Source organism: Acidovorax soli (assembly GCF_014207955.1).
GTDB classification, from domain to species: domain Bacteria; phylum Pseudomonadota; class Gammaproteobacteria; order Burkholderiales; family Burkholderiaceae_C; genus Acidovorax; species Acidovorax soli_A.
The window spans coordinates 135,607-154,126 of sequence record NZ_JACHLK010000001.1; the positions used below are offsets into that span (position 1 = coordinate 135,607).

The window sequence follows — 18,520 nt, forward strand, 5'->3', positions numbered from 1 at the left end:
CGGAGTTGTGCCTGCCATTCATCGCGCTGATCTGCCGCGGTCCGAATGGGATGCCCACTGCAGGGCCGGAGTTGGATGCTGTGCGCTCGTTTAACGACGACTTTGGGAGTGCGGCAACTGGGTGCTCTCAGCTCGCCGTGCATTCGATACAGGACGCCATTGACAGGCGCCACGTCAAAACTCCTTGAATGCCCAGCAGAGTTCGCTTCGATACTGAGTGCCGGGGTACTTTCGCGATCAGCTCATTTGCGACGAAAGCCCGTGTTCACCTGTAAATTGCGGCTGCAGCATGCGGTTCTCCATAGGCGGTCTTCCATACCAGTATCGATCTCGACCTTCGCAGGAGCAAAGAAATGCCGATCCTTGTCAATACGTACGGTCCAAAAATCGGGGCATGCAACATCTGCGGGGTTCACGGTCCGCTGACTGACGATCACACGCCCCCAAAAGGCTGCTACCGTCCGACGCAGGTCGAGATTCGGCACTTAACTTTTCTCCTATCCGGAGTTGAGAATCCTCCGAGGGGACGACGCTCTCAAAATGGCGTCAAGTACCGAACCCTTTGCGCCCAATGTAATACCGATTTTCTTGGACTCCGGTACGATCCTTCGTTCATCGAATTCGTGAACGAAGCCGCTCGACATCTGCGCAGCCCGCTGAGCCTTCCAGAAACCATTGTCATTCGAGGAAGGCCCCAGGCCATTGTTCGATCCCTCCTCGGCCACATGTCGGCCCAGGGGGTCGATCGGTATTTGAAGGGTCCGCTCACAGAGCCGTTGCGCGACTACTTCCTCGACGAGACCAAACCATTGCCCGCGGACATCAAGGTCTTCTATTGGGCATACCCGCATCGCGTACATGTGATGTTCCGGGACGCAGCTTATGCCCACCTACCGAGCGGCAAGAATTGCATGATCTGGCTGTTGAAGTTCTTTCCTCTCGCCTTTCTTCTTGCGTGGGATGAGCCGGTCGGCCTGAACCACACCATTCATAGTTTTGAGCCCTGGCGAGATGTAGCCATCGATCACGTGGCCGATCTGCCACTTAACCTTTACGGGGTGCCGCCGTTGTTCTGGCCCGAGGCTCCTACACGCGAGTCGATCCTGATGTACGGGCAGGAGGCGATTCACGTGGCAGGTTGAGAGTTGTCTGTGATCTTCTGGCTATCATGGCCATGGTCGATAACATGGCCCTGTTACTTGTTTTCCGGTACGAGTGTTCTGCCGTTACGGAGAGTACTTGTATCCTGCCAGTCATGCCTTTGGAAGCGTGTCACCTCGCGGCCTGCCTTACATCGAGGGGCAGTGGGGTTGGTGGTGCTGACAGCGCTTCCTGGCAACGCTGAAGCTTGACCCTCAGGTCACATTGGACTTTCTGGCTGGAAAGGCCCGTGGACCCCTCACATGCGACCAGGTTGTCGCGAGCGGAATCAGGCCAATCCTCGATGTCGTCATCCAATGCAATCCACCGGCGGGGCTTTCTGCGCAGGGCATCGTCCAGAACCTGCACGCCCCTGGGCATGGCCCGAAACATGGACAGATTCCAAGAATCCACGCCATGAACACGCTTGTGGTACGTCCCACCAATGAACCTGGAACGCAAGGAGGCAGGCAACCGCTTGAGAGTGGCGTTGTAGCCGGGGCGGATGCACCAGGTGCTACTCAACACCAGCGCTACCCCTGGGTGCGGCCAGAGGGCCTCTTCCAGGATGTGAATCCATTCGAACAAGGCATGCCCTGCGGCTTGGTATGGGCTCATGTAGATACCCTGGCGGGGATGCCAGAGCACGGCCTCATGGTGAACTACACCATCGAGATCCAGATAGAGAACCACGTCCGCACTGCGCGGGGAGGATGCTGGAAGATAGGGCGCAGCCTGGTTAAAGGACACGGTGGTCATGCCGATATTTTGCGTCTGTTTGACCACGTCGGTACGGTACGCAATTTGGCGGATCAGTCTGCCAACAATCGGCTGTCAACAGCCCAGTCTGGCCTGCTGCAGCTTCGGTCGAGTTGTGGGCTGAGGTGCCCGTGCAGCCGGGCTGGCCAGTCCGTCAGCTTGACCCCGGAACGCATCGGTCGTAGCCTGATGAACATGTCCCAAACAGAGCCCACAATCCTCGGTTTGACCGCTGCTCAATTTACGAGCCTCGCCAAACGCGCCGTGACCGAAGCCGTGCAGTCCGATGTCCGAGCGGGAATTGCCGTGACAGGCTTCGTGGATGGCGAGGTGCAAACCCTGGAGCCTTCAGACCTGCGTTTGTCCAAGTTTCTCCAGGACGAACAAAGGTTGATACGCTATCCGTGAGCCATGGCGCGGTGCAAAGCGACGGCGAGACCATCTTCATCCCCAAGAAGCCCTCCTAGTGTTGACGCAGCCAGACAGAGCTGCGGTCAATTTCCGATTCGAGTTGAACGTGGTGGACGACAGGCGGTGACACTAAAGGCATGGATTCGGTTTCCCCCTCACCCAGAAACTTCTGCGGCATCTGCGGCGCAACCAGCTACCGCAAGGTGATCGCGCGCGACGCCAGCGGCGCCATGCGCCCCACGAGTCGCCTCCGCTGCGTTGGCTGCGAGCGCGAATTCGTGGACGTGCAGGCTTGGCGCCAGGGTGTTTCAAGGGTTCCCGCGTCCCCCGAGGCCGGCTCATGAACGGCACCTACCTCACCTCATCGTTTCGCGACAAAGACCGGGTCAAGGCGCTCGGCGCGCGCTGGGACCCAGCGAAGCGGCAGTGGTATGTCCCAGATGGCCTGGCACTCTCACCCTTCTCCGAGTGGCTGCCCGCTGGCGGAGTGGAGCCGCCTTCACCGTCCACCGCGCTGATCAGCCCGGAGCTGGAGCCAGGAGGCTCCAGGAGCCTGTCCGCTGCCCCGCGGGGCATTCCCCTGTCCCAGCTGCTGGTCGGCGTCGCTGCGGCCGTTTCCCAGGCCTTCCGCTCCGGAGTTTGGACCCTGGTCGAGGTGGTGGACACCCGCGTGCGCAATGGCCACGTCTACCTGGAGATTTCGGAGCGGGATGCCAAAGGTGTTGTGGTGGCCAAGGCCAGCGCAGCCATCTGGGCCAGCACGGCCAGTCGGATCCTTCCAGAGTTCGAGCGCGCCACCGGCGCCCAGATCGGTCCCGGCATCAAGTTGCTGGTGCGGGCCAAGCCGGTATTCAAACCCCAATTCGGTTTTTCCATCGAACTCGACGCCATCGACCCTGACTACACGCTCGGTGACCTGGAAGCCCGCAAGCGGGAGATCCGTGAGCGCTTGCAGCGGGAGAGCCTGTTCGAGCTCAATCGCCAACTGCCCAGTCCCTGGGACTATTACCGGGTGCTGGTGGTGGCTCCCGAGGGCGGCGCCGGCCTGGGTGACTTCCAGGCCGAGGCCCGTAGGCTGGAGAACCTGGGCATCTGCCAGTTCCTCTATGTGCACAGCCGGTTTCAGGGTGACGGCGCCGCCGGCGAGATCCGCATGGAGCTGCTCGGTGCGGTGGAGCGCCTGGGCCATGAAGGTGTGGAGCTGGACGCCGTAGCCATTATCCGCGGTGGCGGTGCCATCAACGACATGGCCTGGCTCAACGACTATGCCCTGGTGCGTGCCGTGTGCGAGCTGGAGGTGCCCGTGCTGACTGGCATTGGCCATGAGCGAGACAACACCCTTCTCGACGAGGTCGCGAACGTCCGGTTCGACACTCCATCCAAGGTCATCGCCGGCATCGAGCGGGTGATCCTGCAACGCGCCCAAGAAGCCAAGGGTCTGTATGCCGACGTGATCCGTGATACCACCCGGGCGATGGATACCGCTAGACGCACTGTGGTCCAGAGCTTCACGGCCATCGAGTCGGGAGCACGGCAGGAATTGGCCCGCAGCCGGACCGAGGCGAGCGAACTGCTGAGCGGCGTGAATCTGCAGGCGGCGCAGACCATCCGCGTTGCTTCGGAGAACACCGAGCGCCAGATGAACGACGTGCGCCGCCTGGCCGCCGGCCAGGTCGCCCAGGCCAAGCGCGAGGTACCGGCCAGGCTGGCTGAGATCCGGGCTGATGCACGGCAGACCCTGCAGATGGCGCGAGCGGGCATCGAGGCCGAGCGCAGCTTCATTTTCGACCGCGCTGTGGCCGATGTGCGATACATGGCGGATGCTGCGGCCAGAACCTTCGAAGACACCGCCACCCTTGCCCAGAAGACCTTGGCCGACGCCCGCACGAACACCCAAGCCCTGATGCGCGAGATCGCGGGCCAAGGGCCGGCCAAGACCCTGGGCCGCGGCTTCGCCCTGGTGCGCGACCAGAACGGCCATGCCGTGACCAGCGCCACCAGCACCGAGACCCAGATCACCATCCAGTTCCGAGACGGGCAGCGCAGCGCGCAGCTCAAACCGAAAGACAAGCCATGAGCGAGACCTTCAAGCAATCCTACGGTGTGCTCCAGAAACACGCCCAGACCCTGCGCAAGCAGAACGAGCCCAACATTGATGATCTGCTCACCATTGTCGAAGAGTCCGTGGCGGCCTATAAGGTCTGCCAGACGCGCATCGATGCGGTGGAGAAGGCGCTGGAGGCGGCATTGGGCAATGCACAGGCCTCAACGGAGGCTTCCGCGAGAAATTCTCAGGGCAAGCTTGCGAGCGCCGAGTCATTGGGCGGCGATGACGTCCCGCTTTAAGACGCAATGCTGACCTGACATCGCTAAGCCGAGCGGGTGGGCTGCTGGAGCACGGAGCTTCCAAGTCGACAGCTTTCGCCCTGGAATGCTACTTTTTTGTTGACGAACGCTCGAACAACAGCACAATGATTGTCACAAACAGTTTCAATCCGATGCCCTTCATAAAAAAGGGCAAGCATTGTAGCACACAAAAAAGCAAAAAACTGCGTATAATTGAGGGCCTCGAATTGTTCGAGGTTGACAAGGAGTGAGTCCCCATGAAGGGACCTGCATCGCGATCGATCGATGCGAAGGAGTGTGAAATGCCCGATTCAGAACTGACAGCAAAGCAAGAGCACGCAGCAAGGGTAAGAGACGTGCTGAATAGAGTTACCCAGATGGAACGGGAGCAGAAGCAGGCAGCTCTTGCTCCGGCAGCCACTCGCACAGTCTTTGTAGCTCCGACGCCTGCTAGAAGTGCTGGACGTGTGCTTGCGGGCGGCAGTCGTGACAACATACTCACGCAAAGCTACGGCTTGTAAACTTCATTGCTCCTCAGAAGCCGCAATGGTCTTGCGGCTTTTTTTTATCTAAAAAATGCCTCATTCAACACTTCCACCACTGAGCGTAGCTAAATTTAGCGCCGACTATATTATCGATTTCGTTCGATACATAACTGGATGGAACGAACGGGATGAGGTTTCCGAAAAAACCCAATTAAAGTATCTTTGCAACTATCTGGCAATTGACCACGTAAACTGTCAAACTGTGATAGCGGAAAGTGACTATATCGACCGTCACTATTTGGAGGACTACGCTGAATATTATGCGCGCTGTTTTCCATCGCATCCAAAAAAGTGCTCTAGACTGCACTTTTTCTCATCCGATTTTACAAGTTCTGATTTCCGTAGATGCTTGTCTGGTAATAACCAGGCGCTGAAAAAGAGCTTAAAAGACTCTTATCTTGGATTTGCTGTAATCAGGCCAATTCCACACACTGTTTTCGCGCGGCTCTGTCTAAGGCCTTATTCTGCCTTGTTGAGAAATCCGCTTAAAAAAGTATTAACCAGAAAGGTTGAAGTTTCACTTTTCGGTCTTGCACTTTCAGTAGAGACCATTCCGTTCATTGAGCAAGATAAAGTTGTTTCCGCTTGCGCAACAAGTGCTTTGTGGGTTGCGCTTGGAGCGCACACGGACATCTCTCCGAATTTGCTCCCATCACCAAGCGCAATTACGAAGGCTGCAACAAATGGCGGTGCTGAAGCAGGTCGCATCTTTCCTACCGCAGGCCTTTCACCACCTCAAATTTTAAGAGGGCTACGTCACTTTGGGCTCGAGCCTTCGATTGCTTGGAGTGCCGAGAACTCGATTCAAGATCTCAAGGCTTTGATTTATGGATATCTGTCAAATGACATGACCATAATACTTGGTGGCGAAATGTATGAAAGAAGTGGGAGCGGATACACCCACCTTGGAGCTCATCTTGTTTGTGTTACTGGATACTCTATCAAAAAGGGGTTGACTCCCTTGCAGGGGCTGAAATTTCATTCAGACGATATGGACAAGATCTATGTGCATGACGACAGGAGTGGACCATACCTGCGTTTAAGTACAGATATCCAAGAATTCACGCGCGGGAAACAGAAGCTGGAAGGGATGGCATTGGGAGTGCATGAGGCTCAATCTCATATCTTCATTCCAACCATTGCAATTGTCGGGGCGTACCACAAAATTCGAATTCCGTATATTCATATTCAAGATGTCTGTGTCGCATTTCATGCCTATCTTGGTGAATCAGTTCGATCCGCTGTTCCATCAGGAGGTGATGCTGAGCGGTCTAGCGAGATGCATGACGGAGCAATATCTCTTTTGAAGAGTTGCTGGGAAATATCACTGATAACAAGTACCAAGTTAAAGCAAGATGTCATCGAATCAAAAAATTTTGAGGCATACAACGGAATTCAAGGGAAGAACTCATTGCTTCTTCAGAACATGCCTCGCTTTCTATGGCGGTGCCGAATCAGCGACCCAAAGTCAGGAAAAAGATTGAGCGATATATTATTCGATGCTACCGAAGTACCTCAAGGTAACGTCTTGGTCGGCTATATCGCTTGGACTCTGGAGGCATCATTCGCATGGATCTTTGTTCGTTCTCAAATTAAAACGCGCGTTTGGCAAGGTATGCGAAGTGCCGACAAAACGAAATTTCGCGATCTGGCTGGCTGCTTTATTAAGTTTTTTAGCAGAGATGAGAACGACGCGTTCCTAAATACCGCATACGGTCCAATCGGATTGCCGCAGCGTTCTCTCAAGAGCGGCGAGACCGATGTCAATCAAAACATCACGATACGCACGGATGTGCCAAAAATAATACCAAGAGCATCCGAGAATATATCTTGGAACTTTCTTGATAGATCAAAAAAATACATCTGGGTCATCGATGCCGCTGGAGATATTATTATCGGAGAGGATATTGCTTCAAGTGGTCAATTCCAGGGGCATCCAACCCTCACAGATGGTAAGCCTGGTCGAATCGCCGGAGAACTTAACGCAGTCAAGAGAAAAGGCTCTACAGGATGGAGACTCAATCTCCAATCCCGAACTTATTCTCAGCATGTTACGGAGAAAATCGACATGATTAACTATCTAGAGCAAGTGGTTGCCGACAATTTGAGGGGACTCAATGTTAAAGTTGATTATTCCTGGGTCAATGCCAAAGTAGAGACGGAAGCCCCCATTGGCGGCCGCATAAAAGCTGGAGAAAAAAATAAAGCCGTCAAGGATGGAATGTCCGAGCGAAAGAGCACTGCGGGCGCTCGGAGCAAGCACTCGAATCACTCCAACGTTTCCAATCCAAAAAACATTTCTGCAAGATAGTCTATCAATGGTGCAGCGGTAGCAACTGGTCAGCCAATTAACCAACATATGTCGCTCGGTCTGTGAAATCACAATCTTGAGTGGTGTGTATGTTAGCCATACTTGCTGTACAGCTAGTATGGCTAAAACACCAAACATAGCGACGACTCTCCACCCAGCTTTCTACATCGGTTCCTGTGAACCTCATCTATCCTTGGCCACGAACCGTGCGCCTGGCCCTAGCACTCCTGGTGGGCGCAGCGGGCATCGCATCCGCCCGCACACCGAGCGCGGCATTTGAACGGGACTACTTCCGAGTCCCACAGCCCACTAGCTTTGCGCAGTGCCCTAAGTTCTTCGTCGGCGGCAAGCCGCCTGCGATGCCGGTGCGGCCCATGCAGCGCGAGCTGTGCTATGAGGCCTTCGCGGTTCTTCACAGTGGGGAGACGCGCACGCCAGTCTATGTGGCGCAGCTGCTGAACCGCAGGACCATTGAGCAGGCCGACGAGAAGCGCGCCGACAAGTTTTTTGCGGATGCTCGTCTGCCTTCGTCCGAGCGAGCCGAACTGGAGGACTACAAGCGCTCGGGGTACAGCCGCGGGCACATGGCGCCGGCGGGCGATATGTCCACACCCACGGCGATGGCGCAGAGCTTTAGCCTGGCCAACATGGTCCCGCAGAACATCCAGCACAACGGCGGAGCATGGGCCAAGATCGAGCAGGACACGAGGCGCTATGTGCTGCGCGCCAAGGGCGATGTCTATGTCATCACCGGGCCGGTCTACACGAGTTCCAGCCCGTCCATTGGTGCCAACAAGGTTCGCGTACCGACCTACCTCTACAAGCTCGTATACGACGCGACTACGCAGCGGGCATGGGCCCACTGGCAGGCCAATCGGGAAGGTGAGCGCGTAGGGCCGCCGATCAGCTATCAGGAGTTGGTGAAGCGGACGGGGATTGAGTTTTTTGGCTGATGCACACGCCAGCCAAAGTGCGCCCCGCGTTTTGCACGCGGGATGATCACTGTCCGTACTGCTCCTTGCTGACCTTCTCCAACCAATCCACCGATTTACCGTCCAAAGACTCGGAGATCGCTACGTGACTCATGCCTACCGTGGAGCTTGCCCCGTGCCAATGCTTCACGCCCGGCGGAATCCACACCACATCGCCGGGTCGAATCTCCTGCACGGCATCGCCCCACTTTTGCACACGGCCCACTCCTGAAGTGACGATCAACGTTTGACCCAACGGGTGCGTGTGCCATGCAGTGCGTGCGCCTGGTTCAAATGTCACGACGCCGCCGCCCACTCGCGCGGGCGCGGACGCCTGAAAGCGCGAGTCCACCCGCACCGAGCCTGTGAAGTTCTGCTCGCCCCCGGCGCTGGAAGGCTGCGCACCGACTCGCGTGACTTGAACCGGTGCGGTATCGGAGGCAGACGCCGCCGTCATCCCTAGAGAGAGCGCGATGGCGGTAACTGCTGGAACTGTCATCTTCATATTCATCCTTCTTGGTGTGTGGTTGATAGATCTGGCGAAGCAACTCCCGCAGGCATACGTGCCACGAGGCGCTACATCGCGTCTCTTCGCATGCGACGCTGCGCCCAAAGCATCGAGTAGTGCGTTAGAAACATGCAAAGGCCTGCGATGGCCATGCAGTGCAAAAAGAAGGCGGCGACCGACTCCTCGAAATTCCACCAGTCGAGCGATATCTGAAACAGCAATCGGGCTGGCAAGTTCAGCGCAAGCGCACTGAATACTCCCTGCAAAGCAATGCCCGCGGCGACCAAGCGAAGAATTGCAGTTCGGGCCGCGTTGCTCTCCTGGAAGCCGAACAGCTTGCGTGCGACCGCCATGAGCAGAGGCCAACGCAAGCCCAGGTGGATGAACACTACGATCAGAAGCCAGTACGCGATACCCGCATGGACTCGCCTCAACGTAAAGTCGTCATCGAGCCGCAGTCCGGCAAACAGCGTTTCGGAGATCACCAAGCTCGTGCCCAACAGCGCCAGCATTCCGACAAGCAGCACCAGGGTCAGTGCGACGTTGAACTTGCCGCGCTTGGCTCGCGGCACTTGGGTGAGCGAGGCAAACCAACGGCGATGAAATGCGTTGTGAACGATGAGCACCGCGAACATGCCGATCCCGGCCCACTCGTGCGATGCATTGCCCTGCCAGAAGTAGGCGAAGGCAAATAGCAGCAGTCCGGCAGCGACGCTGTCTAGAACAAGCCTCAGTAGGAACACGGAATTCACAGCATGTTTCCGGTGCGCGCTGGGTTACTCCACGGGCTTGCCGCGAAACTCCGGGATGCGCCTGGCGGTGAACAGGTAGTCCGCACCTTTCTGCGACGAATGGCAGGACATGCAACGCGCAGTGTTCTCCTGCACGTTGATCTTGCGATCAGGCCAGTACCACTGAAACTGCCAGTCCCCAGTGCGGCGGCGCTCTTCAAAGTCAGCCCCCCAACCGGGGCCCTTCTCCATGACAAAGTACCGGTAGATCTTTTCGTCCCGATAGTCGGCCAGTACGAAGTGCGTGCCGTTCGGCACAGGCTGCCCCTTCTGGATGGCGTCGATGGCTTGCTTGGTCGTCGAGATGTGCTCTGTCACATTGCCACGGCGAACCGTCGTGTAGTGGACGAGGTCTTCGAGCTTGGGAAAGGTGACGCGGGTGGCCTCAGCATGCGCCTGCCAGCAGAAGGAAGATGCTGCAGTTGCAGCCAGGATGGCCAATGCGGTGTTGCGCGCAAATCCGCTATTGCTTCGATTCATGGTTTTGCGCATCGGCATGGTTCTCCGCTGCACCTCAACGCCCGGTCATCTTCAGCGCGGCTTCTGGCAGACGCTCGCCCAGGACATCGATCTTCGACACTTCGCGGTTGACCTGATCAAGCTCTTCAGGTGTGAGTTCCAGGTCGACAGAACCCAAGTTTTCCTCCATCCGGCGTCGCTTCGTGGTGCCAGGAATCGGGACGATCCAGGGCCGCTGAGCAAGCAGCCAAGCCAGGGCCACCTGAGCTGGCGTTGCGCCTTTGCGCGTAGCGACCGCCTTCACCACATCGACCAAAGCCAGGTTGGCTTTCCGGGCGGCTGGTGCGAAGCGGGGTACGAGGTTGCGAAAGTCTGTGGCATCGAACTGCGTGCTCTCGTCGATCTTGCCGGTCAAGAACCCTGCGCCTAGCGGACTGAAGGGCACGAATCCAATGCCCAACTCCTCCAGCACGCCAAGCAACTCGACTTCCGGGCCACGCCAGAACAGCGAATACTCGCTCTGCACGGCGGCCAAAGGCTGCACGGCGTGGGCACGGCGTATGGTTTGCGCACCAGCCTCGGAGAGGCCAAAGTGCTTCACCTTGCCCTGAGCAATCAAGTCCTTGACCGCGCCGGCAACATCCTCGATCGGCACCGCCGGATCCACTCGGTGCTGGTACAGGAGGTCGATTCGATCGGTCCGCAGGCGCCGCAGGCTCCCCTCTACCGCCGCCTTGATGTGTGATGGAAGACTGTTAGTGCCACCCAGGCGCTCACCCGTCACCAGGTCGATGTCGAATCCGAATTTGGTGGCAACCGTCACTTGGTCCCGAATGGGAGCCAGGGCTTCGCCAAGAAGCTCCTCATTGGCAAAAGGACCATAGGACTCGGCTGTATCGAACAACGTGACTCCCCGCTCGAATGCCGCCCGGATCAGACGCACCATCTCATCCTTGTCCGCAGGAGGGCCGTACAACGCACTCATGCTCATGCACCCCAGGCCGAGGGCCGAGACTTCCAAGTTCCTTCCGAGTTTCCGAGTCTTCATGGATCTATCCTTGTCGCAGCTGCCGACTTGGTCGCCAGCAAATTGGGTTGCGCAGAACTGACCGGGCTGCACCCGCTCAACTCCGCACCTTCTTTTCCTTCAGCCAGTCGGTCACACGGTTCATCGTTCGACGCTCCTGCTCCGCCTCCATCACGAAACCGCTGCGCAGTAGTGCCCGGGGCGCGAACTTGGCCAACACGCTCTGACTGCTGCCAAGCCCATAGCCGCCGTGGGTGATGAAGGGAATCAGGTTCTTGCCAGACAGATCGTGTGCAGCAAGAAAGCTGCGGATCAGAGGCGGGGCGGTTTCGCCCCATATGGGAAAGCCCAGGTAGATCGTGTCGTACGCCGCCATGTTCTTGACCACGGACTCCAGTGCCGGCTCAAACGCGCTGTCACGCTCCTTTCGAGCTTGCTCTACGGTTTCGAGGTAGTCCTCCGGGTACGGGACTGCAGGGCGAATCTCGAAGAGATCGGCCCCTTGTGCCCGCTGGATCAACCCAGCGACAACACGCGTGTTTCCCGACCGAGAGAAGTAGGCAACCAGAGGACGGCCCTCGCCCTGCCCGGTCGTCGCAGGCTTCTGCCCGGGTGCGGCAGAACTGTCCGCAAGCGAGAGCGTAGCGAACGCGGCCATCGCTGCGCGGCGCGCTGGATCGTGCACTGGATTCATTGCATGCCTCTGGCCTTATCGCCCTACGCGCGCCTGCATTGCCGCGTTGTATCGGTCACCATGCACTTGCACCGCCTGCAGGGCGCTCTCGATTACCTCCAAGTCATCTTGAGACAACGCCAGCGACACGGCAGCCAAGTTCTCTTCGAGTCGGTGCAGCTTGGTCGTGCCAGGAATCGGCACGATCCACGGCTTCTGGGCCAAGAGCCAGGCCAGCGCAATCTGCGCGGGGGTGGCACGCCTTTCACTGGCAATCCGCCCCAGCACATCCACCAGCACCTGGTTCGCCTTGATCGCATCTTGCGAGAAGCGCGGCACCTTGCTGCGAAAGTCATCGCCGCCAAAGCTCGCGCCTTCCTTGATGGTGCCCGTCAGAAATCCTTTTCCCAATGGGCTGAAGGGAACAAAGCCAATTCCCAATTCTTCAAGCAAGGGAATGACCTGGGACTCAGGTTCACGCCACCACAACGAGTATTCGCTCTGCAAGGCAGTCACCGGCAAAACCGCGTGTGCACGTCGAATGGTCTGCACGCCGGCTTCGGACAGTCCAAAGTGGCGAACCTTGCCCTCGGCGATCAGATCCTTTACGGTCCCTGCAACGTCTTCGATCGGCACCTCGGGGTCGACGCGATGCTGGTACAGCAAGTCGATGACATCCGTCTTCAGACGCCTGAGTGAACCCTCCACTGCCCACCGAATCTGGAACGGACGGCTGTTGAGGACTTGCTGCTTGTTGTCTTCGCCAAAGGTGAAGCCGAACTTGGTTGCGATCACGACCTTGTCTCGCACCGGTGCAAGCGCTTCGCCGACGACCTCTTCATTGAGGTATGGACCATAGACCTCAGCCGTGTCGAAGAAGGTCACACCGCGATCGACGGCGGCGCGGATCAACGAGACAGCCTGGTCCTTGCTCGTTGCGGGCCCGTAGCCATGGCTCAGCCCCATGCAGCCCAATCCAACGGCTGAGACTTCAAGGCCACTCGTGCCAAGGGTTCGTTTTTGCATCTTTGATCTTTCTGTGTCGGCAGCGTCCACGTCTGGGGTCCGCCTCTGAAGTGCTCGCCGGCCACACCGGCAAGCTACTTGCTACGACCAGCGGCAGCGGAGAGAGCGCGGCATGCGCCACGTACAAAACGAATGTAGTGATCGCCGGCGGCGACGACTAGGTGGCAGAATCGGCAAATACTTGTGAGGTGATCTCATCAATGCCCAGAGAGAGCTACAACGATCTGCTTGCATTCATCGCCGTGGCGCGCGAGCAAAGCTTCACGCGCGCAGCAGCGCAGCTGGGTGTTTCCCAATCGGCGCTGAGTCACACGATCCGTGCTCTTGAAGCGAAGATGGGAGTGCGGCTGCTGACCCGTACCACGCGAAGCGTGTCTCCTACGGAAGCCGGTACCCGCTTGATGGAGAACGTTGCACCGCGCTTTCAGGAGATCGAAGCGGAACTGGCAGCCGTCGGTGAATTGCGCGATGCCCCTGCAGGTACGGTTCGGATCACAGCCTCCGAAAACGCCGCAGAAACAGTGCTCTGGCCAAGGCTGGAGAAGTTGCTGCCCAAGCACCCCCAGATCAAGGTGGAGATCACGACCGACGCACGGTTCATCGACATCGTGACCGAGCGCTACGACATGGGTGTGCGGCTTGGTAACGAAGTTGCAAGAGACATGACTGCCGTGCGCATCAGTCCAGATGTCCGCTTCGCTATCGTTGGCTCGCCCGCCTATTTGTCACGGCACCCCGCGCCAAAGAAGCCGCAGGACCTGGCGGACCACGAATGCATCAACCTGCGCCTGATGAGCCACGGAGAGCTCTACGCCTGGGAGTTGAAGAAGGGTGAGCAAGCAGTGAAAGTACGGGTTGAAGGTCAGCTCGTATTCAACGGGACCAGGCCAATCCTGAAGGCTGCGCTCGCGGGCTTCGGCCTGGGATACGTGCCAGAAGATCTTGCACGCCCCCACATCAAGGACGGACTTCTCAAACCAGTTCTCAAGGACTGGTGTTCCTCGTTTCCGGGCTACCACCTCTACTACCCAAGTCGCCGTCATCTGAACCGCGCAATGGCCGTGGTGATCCATGCACTGAGCTACCCTGTACCAAGGACATGAGCGCCCAAGACTTCGAGGACGCTCGAACGCGCTGAATCGACCCCTTCAACGATCGAACATCATCATGGCGATAGACAGCTTCAACGACGTTCTTGCGTTCGTTCACGTCGTGCGAGAAGGGAGCTTTACCCGAGCCGCGGCCGTGGTCGGAGTGTCGCCTTCTGCACTGAGCCATGCGATCAGTGGGCTCGAAAAGCGCTTGGGTGTTCTGCTGCTCACACGCACCACACGAAGCGTCTCGCCGACGGAGGCTGGCGACCGTCTGTTCCGGAGCGTGGCGCCGCGGTTTGAGGACATCGACTCCGAGCTTGCCGCGGTCAAGGAGATGCGCGACAAACCCGCTGGAACCATCCGCATTACTTCAGCGGAGCATGCAGCAAATTCTGTCCTGTGGCCTAAGCTTTCTCGCATGGCGCACGAGCACCCAGACATCAAGATCGAAGTGTCTGTCGACTACGCTCTCTCCGACATCGTCGCCCAGCGATTCGACGCAGGCGTTCGCCTGGGCGACCAGGTCGCCAAGGACATGATCGCCGTCCGCATCGGGCCCGACTTGCGGATTGCCGTGGTCGGATCACCCAGCTACTTTGCAAAACGCGCGAAGCCCAAAGTGCCGCGCGATTTGCTTGAGCACGACTGCATCAACCTGCGCCTTCCCACCCATGGTGGTCTCCTACCTTGGGATTTTGCCAAGGATGGACAGGAGATGAAGTTCCACGTCGCGGGGCAATGGGTCTTCAACAGCAGCTCGCCCATCGTCCGTGCCTCACTGGCTGGCTACGGCCTCGGCTTCGTTCCCGAGGACCTGGTGCTGGAACACATCGCGGCAAAAAGGCTGGTGCGGGTGCTCAACGATTGGTGCGCACCATACCCTGGATACCACCTGTACTACCCCAATCGCCGACAGTCCTCGCGCGCACTGGCTGTCATCGTCGACGCACTTCGACATCGGGCATAGCGCGTTTGTCTTTGCCCGGTACGCCGGGCAGCGGGCTACCGATGTACACCCTGGCCACTCTGGATGGCCAACGAATTGGCGCTCACTCATGAAGCTGGCTCAGCAGTGAATGCGGATTCATGGGCTTTATCAAAGAGCCCGCCCTCCCTACGATTCATCCACCAGCGAAGGATCTGTGCAGTTCCGATCAAGGCAACGAGGTCCATCGCGTGAAGAGCCCACCTGCGTTCATCGCCATCTGGCCTGTTCGCCACACGCTATCAAGGGAGAGTCGTTTGATGTTCAACGAAACACCTTTTCAGGTTCAACGTGCCAGGATGATGGCATTCGGTCTGGCTACTTTCCTGTGCGCAGCAGGCCTGCCATCCCATGCGGCTGAGAGCGCCGGAACTCTGTCCAGCGCGAGCAATGCCTCCGTGGCGGAGTCGCTCTCAGCAAAGCAAAAGGCGATTCCACTGATCGCTGCGTTCGCAGCCACAAGCGACCTTGCAAAGCTGAATTCGGCTTTGGCACTTGGCCTGGACAGTGGCCTTACGGTGAATGAAGCCAAGGAGATCCTAGTCCAACTCTACGCCTACGTGGGCTTTCCACGCAGCCTCAACGCGCTGGGCGAGTTGATGAAGTTGGTTGAAGAACGCAAGAAGCGAGGCATCCAGGACGCCGTTGGACGCGAGCCCAGCAAGGCACCGCCTACTGGCGATGCACTGCTGGCAGCAGGCACTGCAAACCAGACGCGAATCTCAGGTGCCCCGGTGAAAGGCCCTGTGTTCGAGTTCGCACCGGTGATCAATCAGTTCTTGCAGTCTCACCTGTTCGGCGACATCTTTGAACGCGACAACCTTGACTGGCAGAGCCGTGAGCTCGCGACGGTCGGGGCGCTGGCCGCAACGCCAGGCGTGGAGCCTCAGCTGCGGTCCCACATGGCAGCCAGCATGCGGGTGGGCCTGAGTGCATCGCAGTTGCGCCAAGTCATCGAAGTGCTCTCGGAGCGAGTGGATGAGCAGGCAGCAACGCGTGCTCGCACAGCACTGACACAGGTACTTGCTACCCGGTCTGGAGGTTGATCATGAAAGCAATCAAACCAGTGCTCGCACTGACGGCGACGCTCGTCCTCGCTGCGTGTGGAACCTCTATGACGGCATCCAGTGAATCGGGCGGGCCGTTGCTGATTCAACAGCAAGGGAGTTTCGCCGCGGGGGGGACCACCAATACCGCACCGGGAACGTTCGATCCGCGCAAGCCGTTGGAGCCGGCAGGCCAGACTTACCACGGCGACCACGCCTACACCTTCTACCAGATACCGGTAAATGCCCGGAAGCTACCCATCCTCATGTGGCACGGTGCAGGCCAGTTCTCCAAGACCTGGGAGACCACAGCCGACGGTCGAGAGGGCTTTCAGAACATTTTCCTGCGCCGCCGGTTCGGCGTGTACCTGATCGACCAGCCCCGACGCGGGGATGCAGGTCGCAGCATGGTCGAAGCGACGCTCAAGCCGACGCCTGACGAGCAGCTCTGGTTCAACCAGTTCCGCGTGGGCTTGTGGCCGAACTACTTCAACGGTGTTCAGTTCGATCGCAGCCCGGAAACCCTCAACCAGTTCTATCGGGCCATGACACCCAATACCGGGCCTTTCGACTTGAACGTTGTCTCCGATGGCGTGTCGGCGCTGTTTAGCAAGGTCGGCCCCGGGATTCTGTTCACCCATTCGCAAGGCGGCGGACCTGGCTGGCTTACTGCGATCAAGAACAGCAACGTGAAGGCCATCGTCTCCTTCGAGCCGGGCAGCAGCTTCATTTTCCCGGAAGGCGAACTACCACCACCCATCCCCAGCGCGTTCGACACGGTCCGCGGGGAAGCAACCCCGTTGCCCCAATTCCTGCAGCTAACAAAGATTCCGATCCTGATCATCTACGGCGACAACATTCCTGGGCAGAGCATTGACCTGCCGGCCCAAGACAGCTGGCGCGCGCGCCTGCAAATGTCCCGCCTGTGGCGCGATGCGGTCAACCGGCATGGCGGTGATGTCAAGGTGGTGCACTTGCCCGAGATCGGCATCAAGGGCAACACGCACTTTCCCATGTCGGACCTGAACAACGTCCAGATAGCGGACCTGGTGTCCAAATTTCTGGCCGAGAAAGGCCTGGATTGATCCAGCCATATCTCTTTCAGCGCAGCCGAACTGACAGAACCTAACGCTGCTGTTGCCGCCATCCCCATTAGAGACGCTCGCCTCTCTCCTGCCGTGCTATCTGCCACTGGGGTCGAAGCACCACCGAGGCGTTGAGGTGCCCTAGCCGGCAGGCTGCTTGATCCACAACGTATTTCAATCCAACTCTTGAAGAGCAAACTCATGAAACGCACAATTTTGAAGGCCACCTTGATGGCAGCAATGGTCGGCGTCACGGGCGGCGAAGCCCTGGCAGCGGACTACAAGAAGAACCCGTTCACGTTGACCTACGAAGGTGCGATCACCAAGAACGAACCGGGCAAGGTCAACATCCACCCGGTCAAGTACAAGCTCAACGGCCTGGACATTGCGGCCAACGTCTACACACCCGCGAACTTCGACCCGAAGAAGAAGTACCCTACGGTCGTCGTGGCGCATCCAAACGGTGGCGTCAAGGAGCAGGTGGCTGGCCTCTATGCCCAGCGCCTAGCTGAGACGGGCTACATCACCATCACTGCCGATGCCGCATACCAAGGCGGCAGCGGCGGACAGCCGCGCAATGTGGACAAGCCTGTGCACCGCATTGAGGACATCCACGGCATGGCCGACTTCATCACCCAGTATGGGGGCGTGGACAAGGATCGCCTCGGGGTCCTGGGGATCTGCGGCGGCGGTGGGTACACCTTGGCAGCAGTTCAGTCCGACAAGCGCTTCAAGTCGATCGCTACCCTGAGCATGTTCAACTCCGGCCGCGTCCGCCGCAACGGATTCGCCGATTCGCTGCTCAACACCATTCAGGACCGCCTGCAGCAGGCTTCGGCTGCCCGCGCCCAGGAAGCGGCCGGCGGGCCGGTGCTCTACTCGGGGGACGCCGACATGACGGATGCGCAGATCGCCGCACTGCCGTTCGAAATGTACCGCCAGGGCTACGAGTACTACTGGAAGACCCACGCGCATCCCGGCTCAACCTTCAAGTACACCACCAGCAGCTTGCTGGACCTGATGCGGTTTGACGCGACCAGCCAGATCGAACTCATCGACAAGCCGCTCCTGATGATCGCAGGCAGCAAGGCCGACAGCCTGTACATGACGGAGGACGCATTCGTCAGGGCTTCGGGCACGAGAGACAAGGAACTGTTCAAGATCGATGGCGCAACGCACATCGAGACCTACTGGGTTCCTAAGTATGTGGACATCGCGATGGGCAAGCTGACGTCGTTCTACGCGAAGACTTTGTAGTGCGGCGGCATGCCCTGAGACTCAGGCATGGCCCTCCCGCTCAAACTCCAATCGCTGGATGGAACGCGGGCTTTACCACCCATCAA

18 protein-coding genes are annotated in these 18,520 nt (G+C 58.4%); 11 read left to right on the top strand and 7 right to left on the bottom strand.

Annotated elements, in window-relative coordinates:
• The first annotated feature begins 623 nt into the window (after positions 1 to 623).
• On the top strand, positions 624 to 1,142 hold the full coding sequence (locus HNP48_RS00670) for a hypothetical protein (protein WP_184854927.1): 519 nt from the start codon (positions 624 to 626) through the stop codon (positions 1,140 to 1,142).
• Positions 1,143 to 1,272: 130 nt separating this feature from the next.
• Here the strand turns inward: HNP48_RS00670 and HNP48_RS00675 are convergent, their stop codons facing one another.
• Positions 1,273 to 1,899: an HAD domain-containing protein gene (locus tag HNP48_RS00675; RefSeq protein ID WP_184854928.1), complete on the bottom strand. Its 627-nt coding sequence runs from the start codon at positions 1,897 to 1,899 to the stop codon at positions 1,273 to 1,275.
• Between the two features lie 189 nt (positions 1,900 to 2,088).
• On the opposite strand from HNP48_RS00675, the gene HNP48_RS00680 reads away from it, so the two are divergent.
• From HNP48_RS00680 to HNP48_RS00700, 5 genes are all read left to right on the top strand, one after another.
• Complete coding sequence (locus tag HNP48_RS00680) at positions 2,089 to 2,307, top strand: hypothetical protein (RefSeq protein WP_184854929.1); 219 nt, start codon at positions 2,089 to 2,091, stop codon at positions 2,305 to 2,307.
• A 343-nt stretch (positions 2,308 to 2,650) separates the two neighbouring features.
• Positions 2,651 to 4,387: an exodeoxyribonuclease VII large subunit gene (xseA, locus tag HNP48_RS00685; protein WP_184854930.1), complete on the top strand. Its 1,737-nt coding sequence runs from the start codon at positions 2,651 to 2,653 to the stop codon at positions 4,385 to 4,387.
• A complete protein-coding gene (xseB, locus tag HNP48_RS00690; RefSeq protein WP_260420041.1) occupies positions 4,384 to 4,656 on the top strand; it encodes an exodeoxyribonuclease VII small subunit in 273 nt (90 codons plus the stop codon). Before xseA ends, xseB begins: the two co-directional genes overlap by 4 nt.
• Before the next feature lie 576 nt (positions 4,657 to 5,232).
• Entirely contained in the window at positions 5,233 to 7,512 is a 2,280-nt protein-coding gene (locus HNP48_RS00695; protein ID WP_184854931.1) for a hypothetical protein, read from the top strand.
• Positions 7,513 to 7,688: 176 nt separating this feature from the next.
• Positions 7,689 to 8,465 (top strand): DNA/RNA non-specific endonuclease, encoded by a 777-nt coding sequence (locus HNP48_RS00700; protein WP_311773786.1) that lies wholly within the window; start codon positions 7,689 to 7,691, stop codon positions 8,463 to 8,465.
• Between the two features lie 46 nt (positions 8,466 to 8,511).
• Here the strand turns inward: HNP48_RS00700 and HNP48_RS00705 are convergent, their stop codons facing one another.
• The 6 genes from HNP48_RS00705 to HNP48_RS00730 all read right to left on the bottom strand — a co-directional run bounded on the left by HNP48_RS00705 (position 8,512) and on the right by HNP48_RS00730 (position 12,967).
• Entirely contained in the window at positions 8,512 to 8,988 is a 477-nt protein-coding gene (locus HNP48_RS00705; RefSeq protein WP_221480043.1) for a cupin domain-containing protein, read from the bottom strand.
• A 71-nt stretch (positions 8,989 to 9,059) separates the two neighbouring features.
• On the bottom strand, positions 9,060 to 9,743 hold the full coding sequence (locus HNP48_RS00710) for a DUF4405 domain-containing protein (RefSeq protein ID WP_184854933.1): 684 nt from the start codon (positions 9,741 to 9,743) through the stop codon (positions 9,060 to 9,062).
• A gap of 24 nt (positions 9,744 to 9,767) precedes the next feature.
• On the bottom strand, positions 9,768 to 10,280 hold the full coding sequence (locus tag HNP48_RS00715; RefSeq protein ID WP_260420042.1) for a cytochrome P460 family protein: 513 nt from the start codon (positions 10,278 to 10,280) through the stop codon (positions 9,768 to 9,770).
• 16 nt (positions 10,281 to 10,296) lie between these two features.
• Complete coding sequence (locus HNP48_RS00720) at positions 10,297 to 11,289, bottom strand: aldo/keto reductase (protein ID WP_184854934.1); 993 nt, start codon at positions 11,287 to 11,289, stop codon at positions 10,297 to 10,299.
• 76 nt (positions 11,290 to 11,365) lie between these two features.
• A complete protein-coding gene (locus tag HNP48_RS00725) occupies positions 11,366 to 11,962 on the bottom strand; it encodes a flavodoxin (protein WP_184854935.1) in 597 nt (198 codons plus the stop codon).
• A 15-nt stretch (positions 11,963 to 11,977) separates the two neighbouring features.
• Positions 11,978 to 12,967 (bottom strand): aldo/keto reductase, encoded by a 990-nt coding sequence (locus HNP48_RS00730; RefSeq protein ID WP_184854936.1) that lies wholly within the window; start codon positions 12,965 to 12,967, stop codon positions 11,978 to 11,980.
• 200 nt (positions 12,968 to 13,167) lie between these two features.
• Between HNP48_RS00730 and HNP48_RS00735 the strand changes: the two genes are divergently transcribed.
• The 5 genes from HNP48_RS00735 (at position 13,168) to HNP48_RS00755 (ending at position 18,434) form a co-directional block, all read left to right on the top strand.
• Positions 13,168 to 14,070, top strand: coding sequence for a LysR family transcriptional regulator (locus HNP48_RS00735; RefSeq protein WP_184854937.1), 903 nt, complete (start codon positions 13,168 to 13,170; stop codon positions 14,068 to 14,070).
• Positions 14,071 to 14,134: 64 nt separating this feature from the next.
• A complete protein-coding gene (locus HNP48_RS00740) occupies positions 14,135 to 15,028 on the top strand; it encodes a LysR family transcriptional regulator (protein WP_184854938.1) in 894 nt (297 codons plus the stop codon).
• 278 nt (positions 15,029 to 15,306) lie between these two features.
• Positions 15,307 to 16,092: a carboxymuconolactone decarboxylase family protein gene (locus HNP48_RS00745; protein ID WP_184854939.1), complete on the top strand. Its 786-nt coding sequence runs from the start codon at positions 15,307 to 15,309 to the stop codon at positions 16,090 to 16,092.
• Between the two features lie 2 nt (positions 16,093 to 16,094).
• Positions 16,095 to 17,177, top strand: a complete 1,083-nt coding sequence (locus tag HNP48_RS00750) for an alpha/beta fold hydrolase (protein WP_184854940.1) — start codon at positions 16,095 to 16,097, stop codon at positions 17,175 to 17,177.
• A gap of 240 nt (positions 17,178 to 17,417) precedes the next feature.
• On the top strand, positions 17,418 to 18,434 hold the full coding sequence (locus HNP48_RS00755) for an alpha/beta hydrolase (RefSeq protein ID WP_221480063.1): 1,017 nt from the start codon (positions 17,418 to 17,420) through the stop codon (positions 18,432 to 18,434).
• Positions 18,435 to 18,520 lie beyond the last annotated feature (86 nt).

What these genes read in the sequence shown, in the direction of transcription:
- HNP48_RS00675 (WP_184854928.1), bottom strand. Translation starts at nt 1,899, where the DNA reads ATGACCACCGTGTCCTTTAACCAGGCTGCGCCCTATCTTCCAGCATCC.
- HNP48_RS00720 (WP_184854934.1), bottom strand. Translation starts at nt 11,289, where the DNA reads ATGAAGACTCGGAAACTCGGAAGGAACTTGGAAGTCTCGGCCCTCGGC.
- HNP48_RS00695 (WP_184854931.1), top strand. Translation starts at nt 5,233, where the DNA reads ATGCCTCATTCAACACTTCCACCACTGAGCGTAGCTAAATTTAGCGCC.
- HNP48_RS00750 (WP_184854940.1), top strand. Translation starts at nt 16,095, where the DNA reads ATGAAAGCAATCAAACCAGTGCTCGCACTGACGGCGACGCTCGTCCTC.
- HNP48_RS00730 (WP_184854936.1), bottom strand. Translation starts at nt 12,967, where the DNA reads ATGCAAAAACGAACCCTTGGCACGAGTGGCCTTGAAGTCTCAGCCGTT.
- HNP48_RS00755 (WP_221480063.1), top strand. Translation starts at nt 17,418, where the DNA reads ATGGTCGGCGTCACGGGCGGCGAAGCCCTGGCAGCGGACTACAAGAAG.
- HNP48_RS00715 (WP_260420042.1), bottom strand. Translation starts at nt 10,280, where the DNA reads ATGCCGATGCGCAAAACCATGAATCGAAGCAATAGCGGATTTGCGCGC.
- HNP48_RS00740 (WP_184854938.1), top strand. Translation starts at nt 14,135, where the DNA reads ATGGCGATAGACAGCTTCAACGACGTTCTTGCGTTCGTTCACGTCGTG.
- HNP48_RS00705 (WP_221480043.1), bottom strand. Translation starts at nt 8,988, where the DNA reads ATGAAGATGACAGTTCCAGCAGTTACCGCCATCGCGCTCTCTCTAGGG.
- HNP48_RS00725 (WP_184854935.1), bottom strand. Translation starts at nt 11,962, where the DNA reads ATGAATCCAGTGCACGATCCAGCGCGCCGCGCAGCGATGGCCGCGTTC.
- HNP48_RS00745 (WP_184854939.1), top strand. Translation starts at nt 15,307, where the DNA reads ATGTTCAACGAAACACCTTTTCAGGTTCAACGTGCCAGGATGATGGCA.
- xseB (WP_260420041.1), top strand. Translation starts at nt 4,384, where the DNA reads ATGAGCGAGACCTTCAAGCAATCCTACGGTGTGCTCCAGAAACACGCC.
- xseA (WP_184854930.1), top strand. Translation starts at nt 2,651, where the DNA reads ATGAACGGCACCTACCTCACCTCATCGTTTCGCGACAAAGACCGGGTC.
- HNP48_RS00735 (WP_184854937.1), top strand. Translation starts at nt 13,168, where the DNA reads ATGCCCAGAGAGAGCTACAACGATCTGCTTGCATTCATCGCCGTGGCG.
- HNP48_RS00680 (WP_184854929.1), top strand. Translation starts at nt 2,089, where the DNA reads ATGAACATGTCCCAAACAGAGCCCACAATCCTCGGTTTGACCGCTGCT.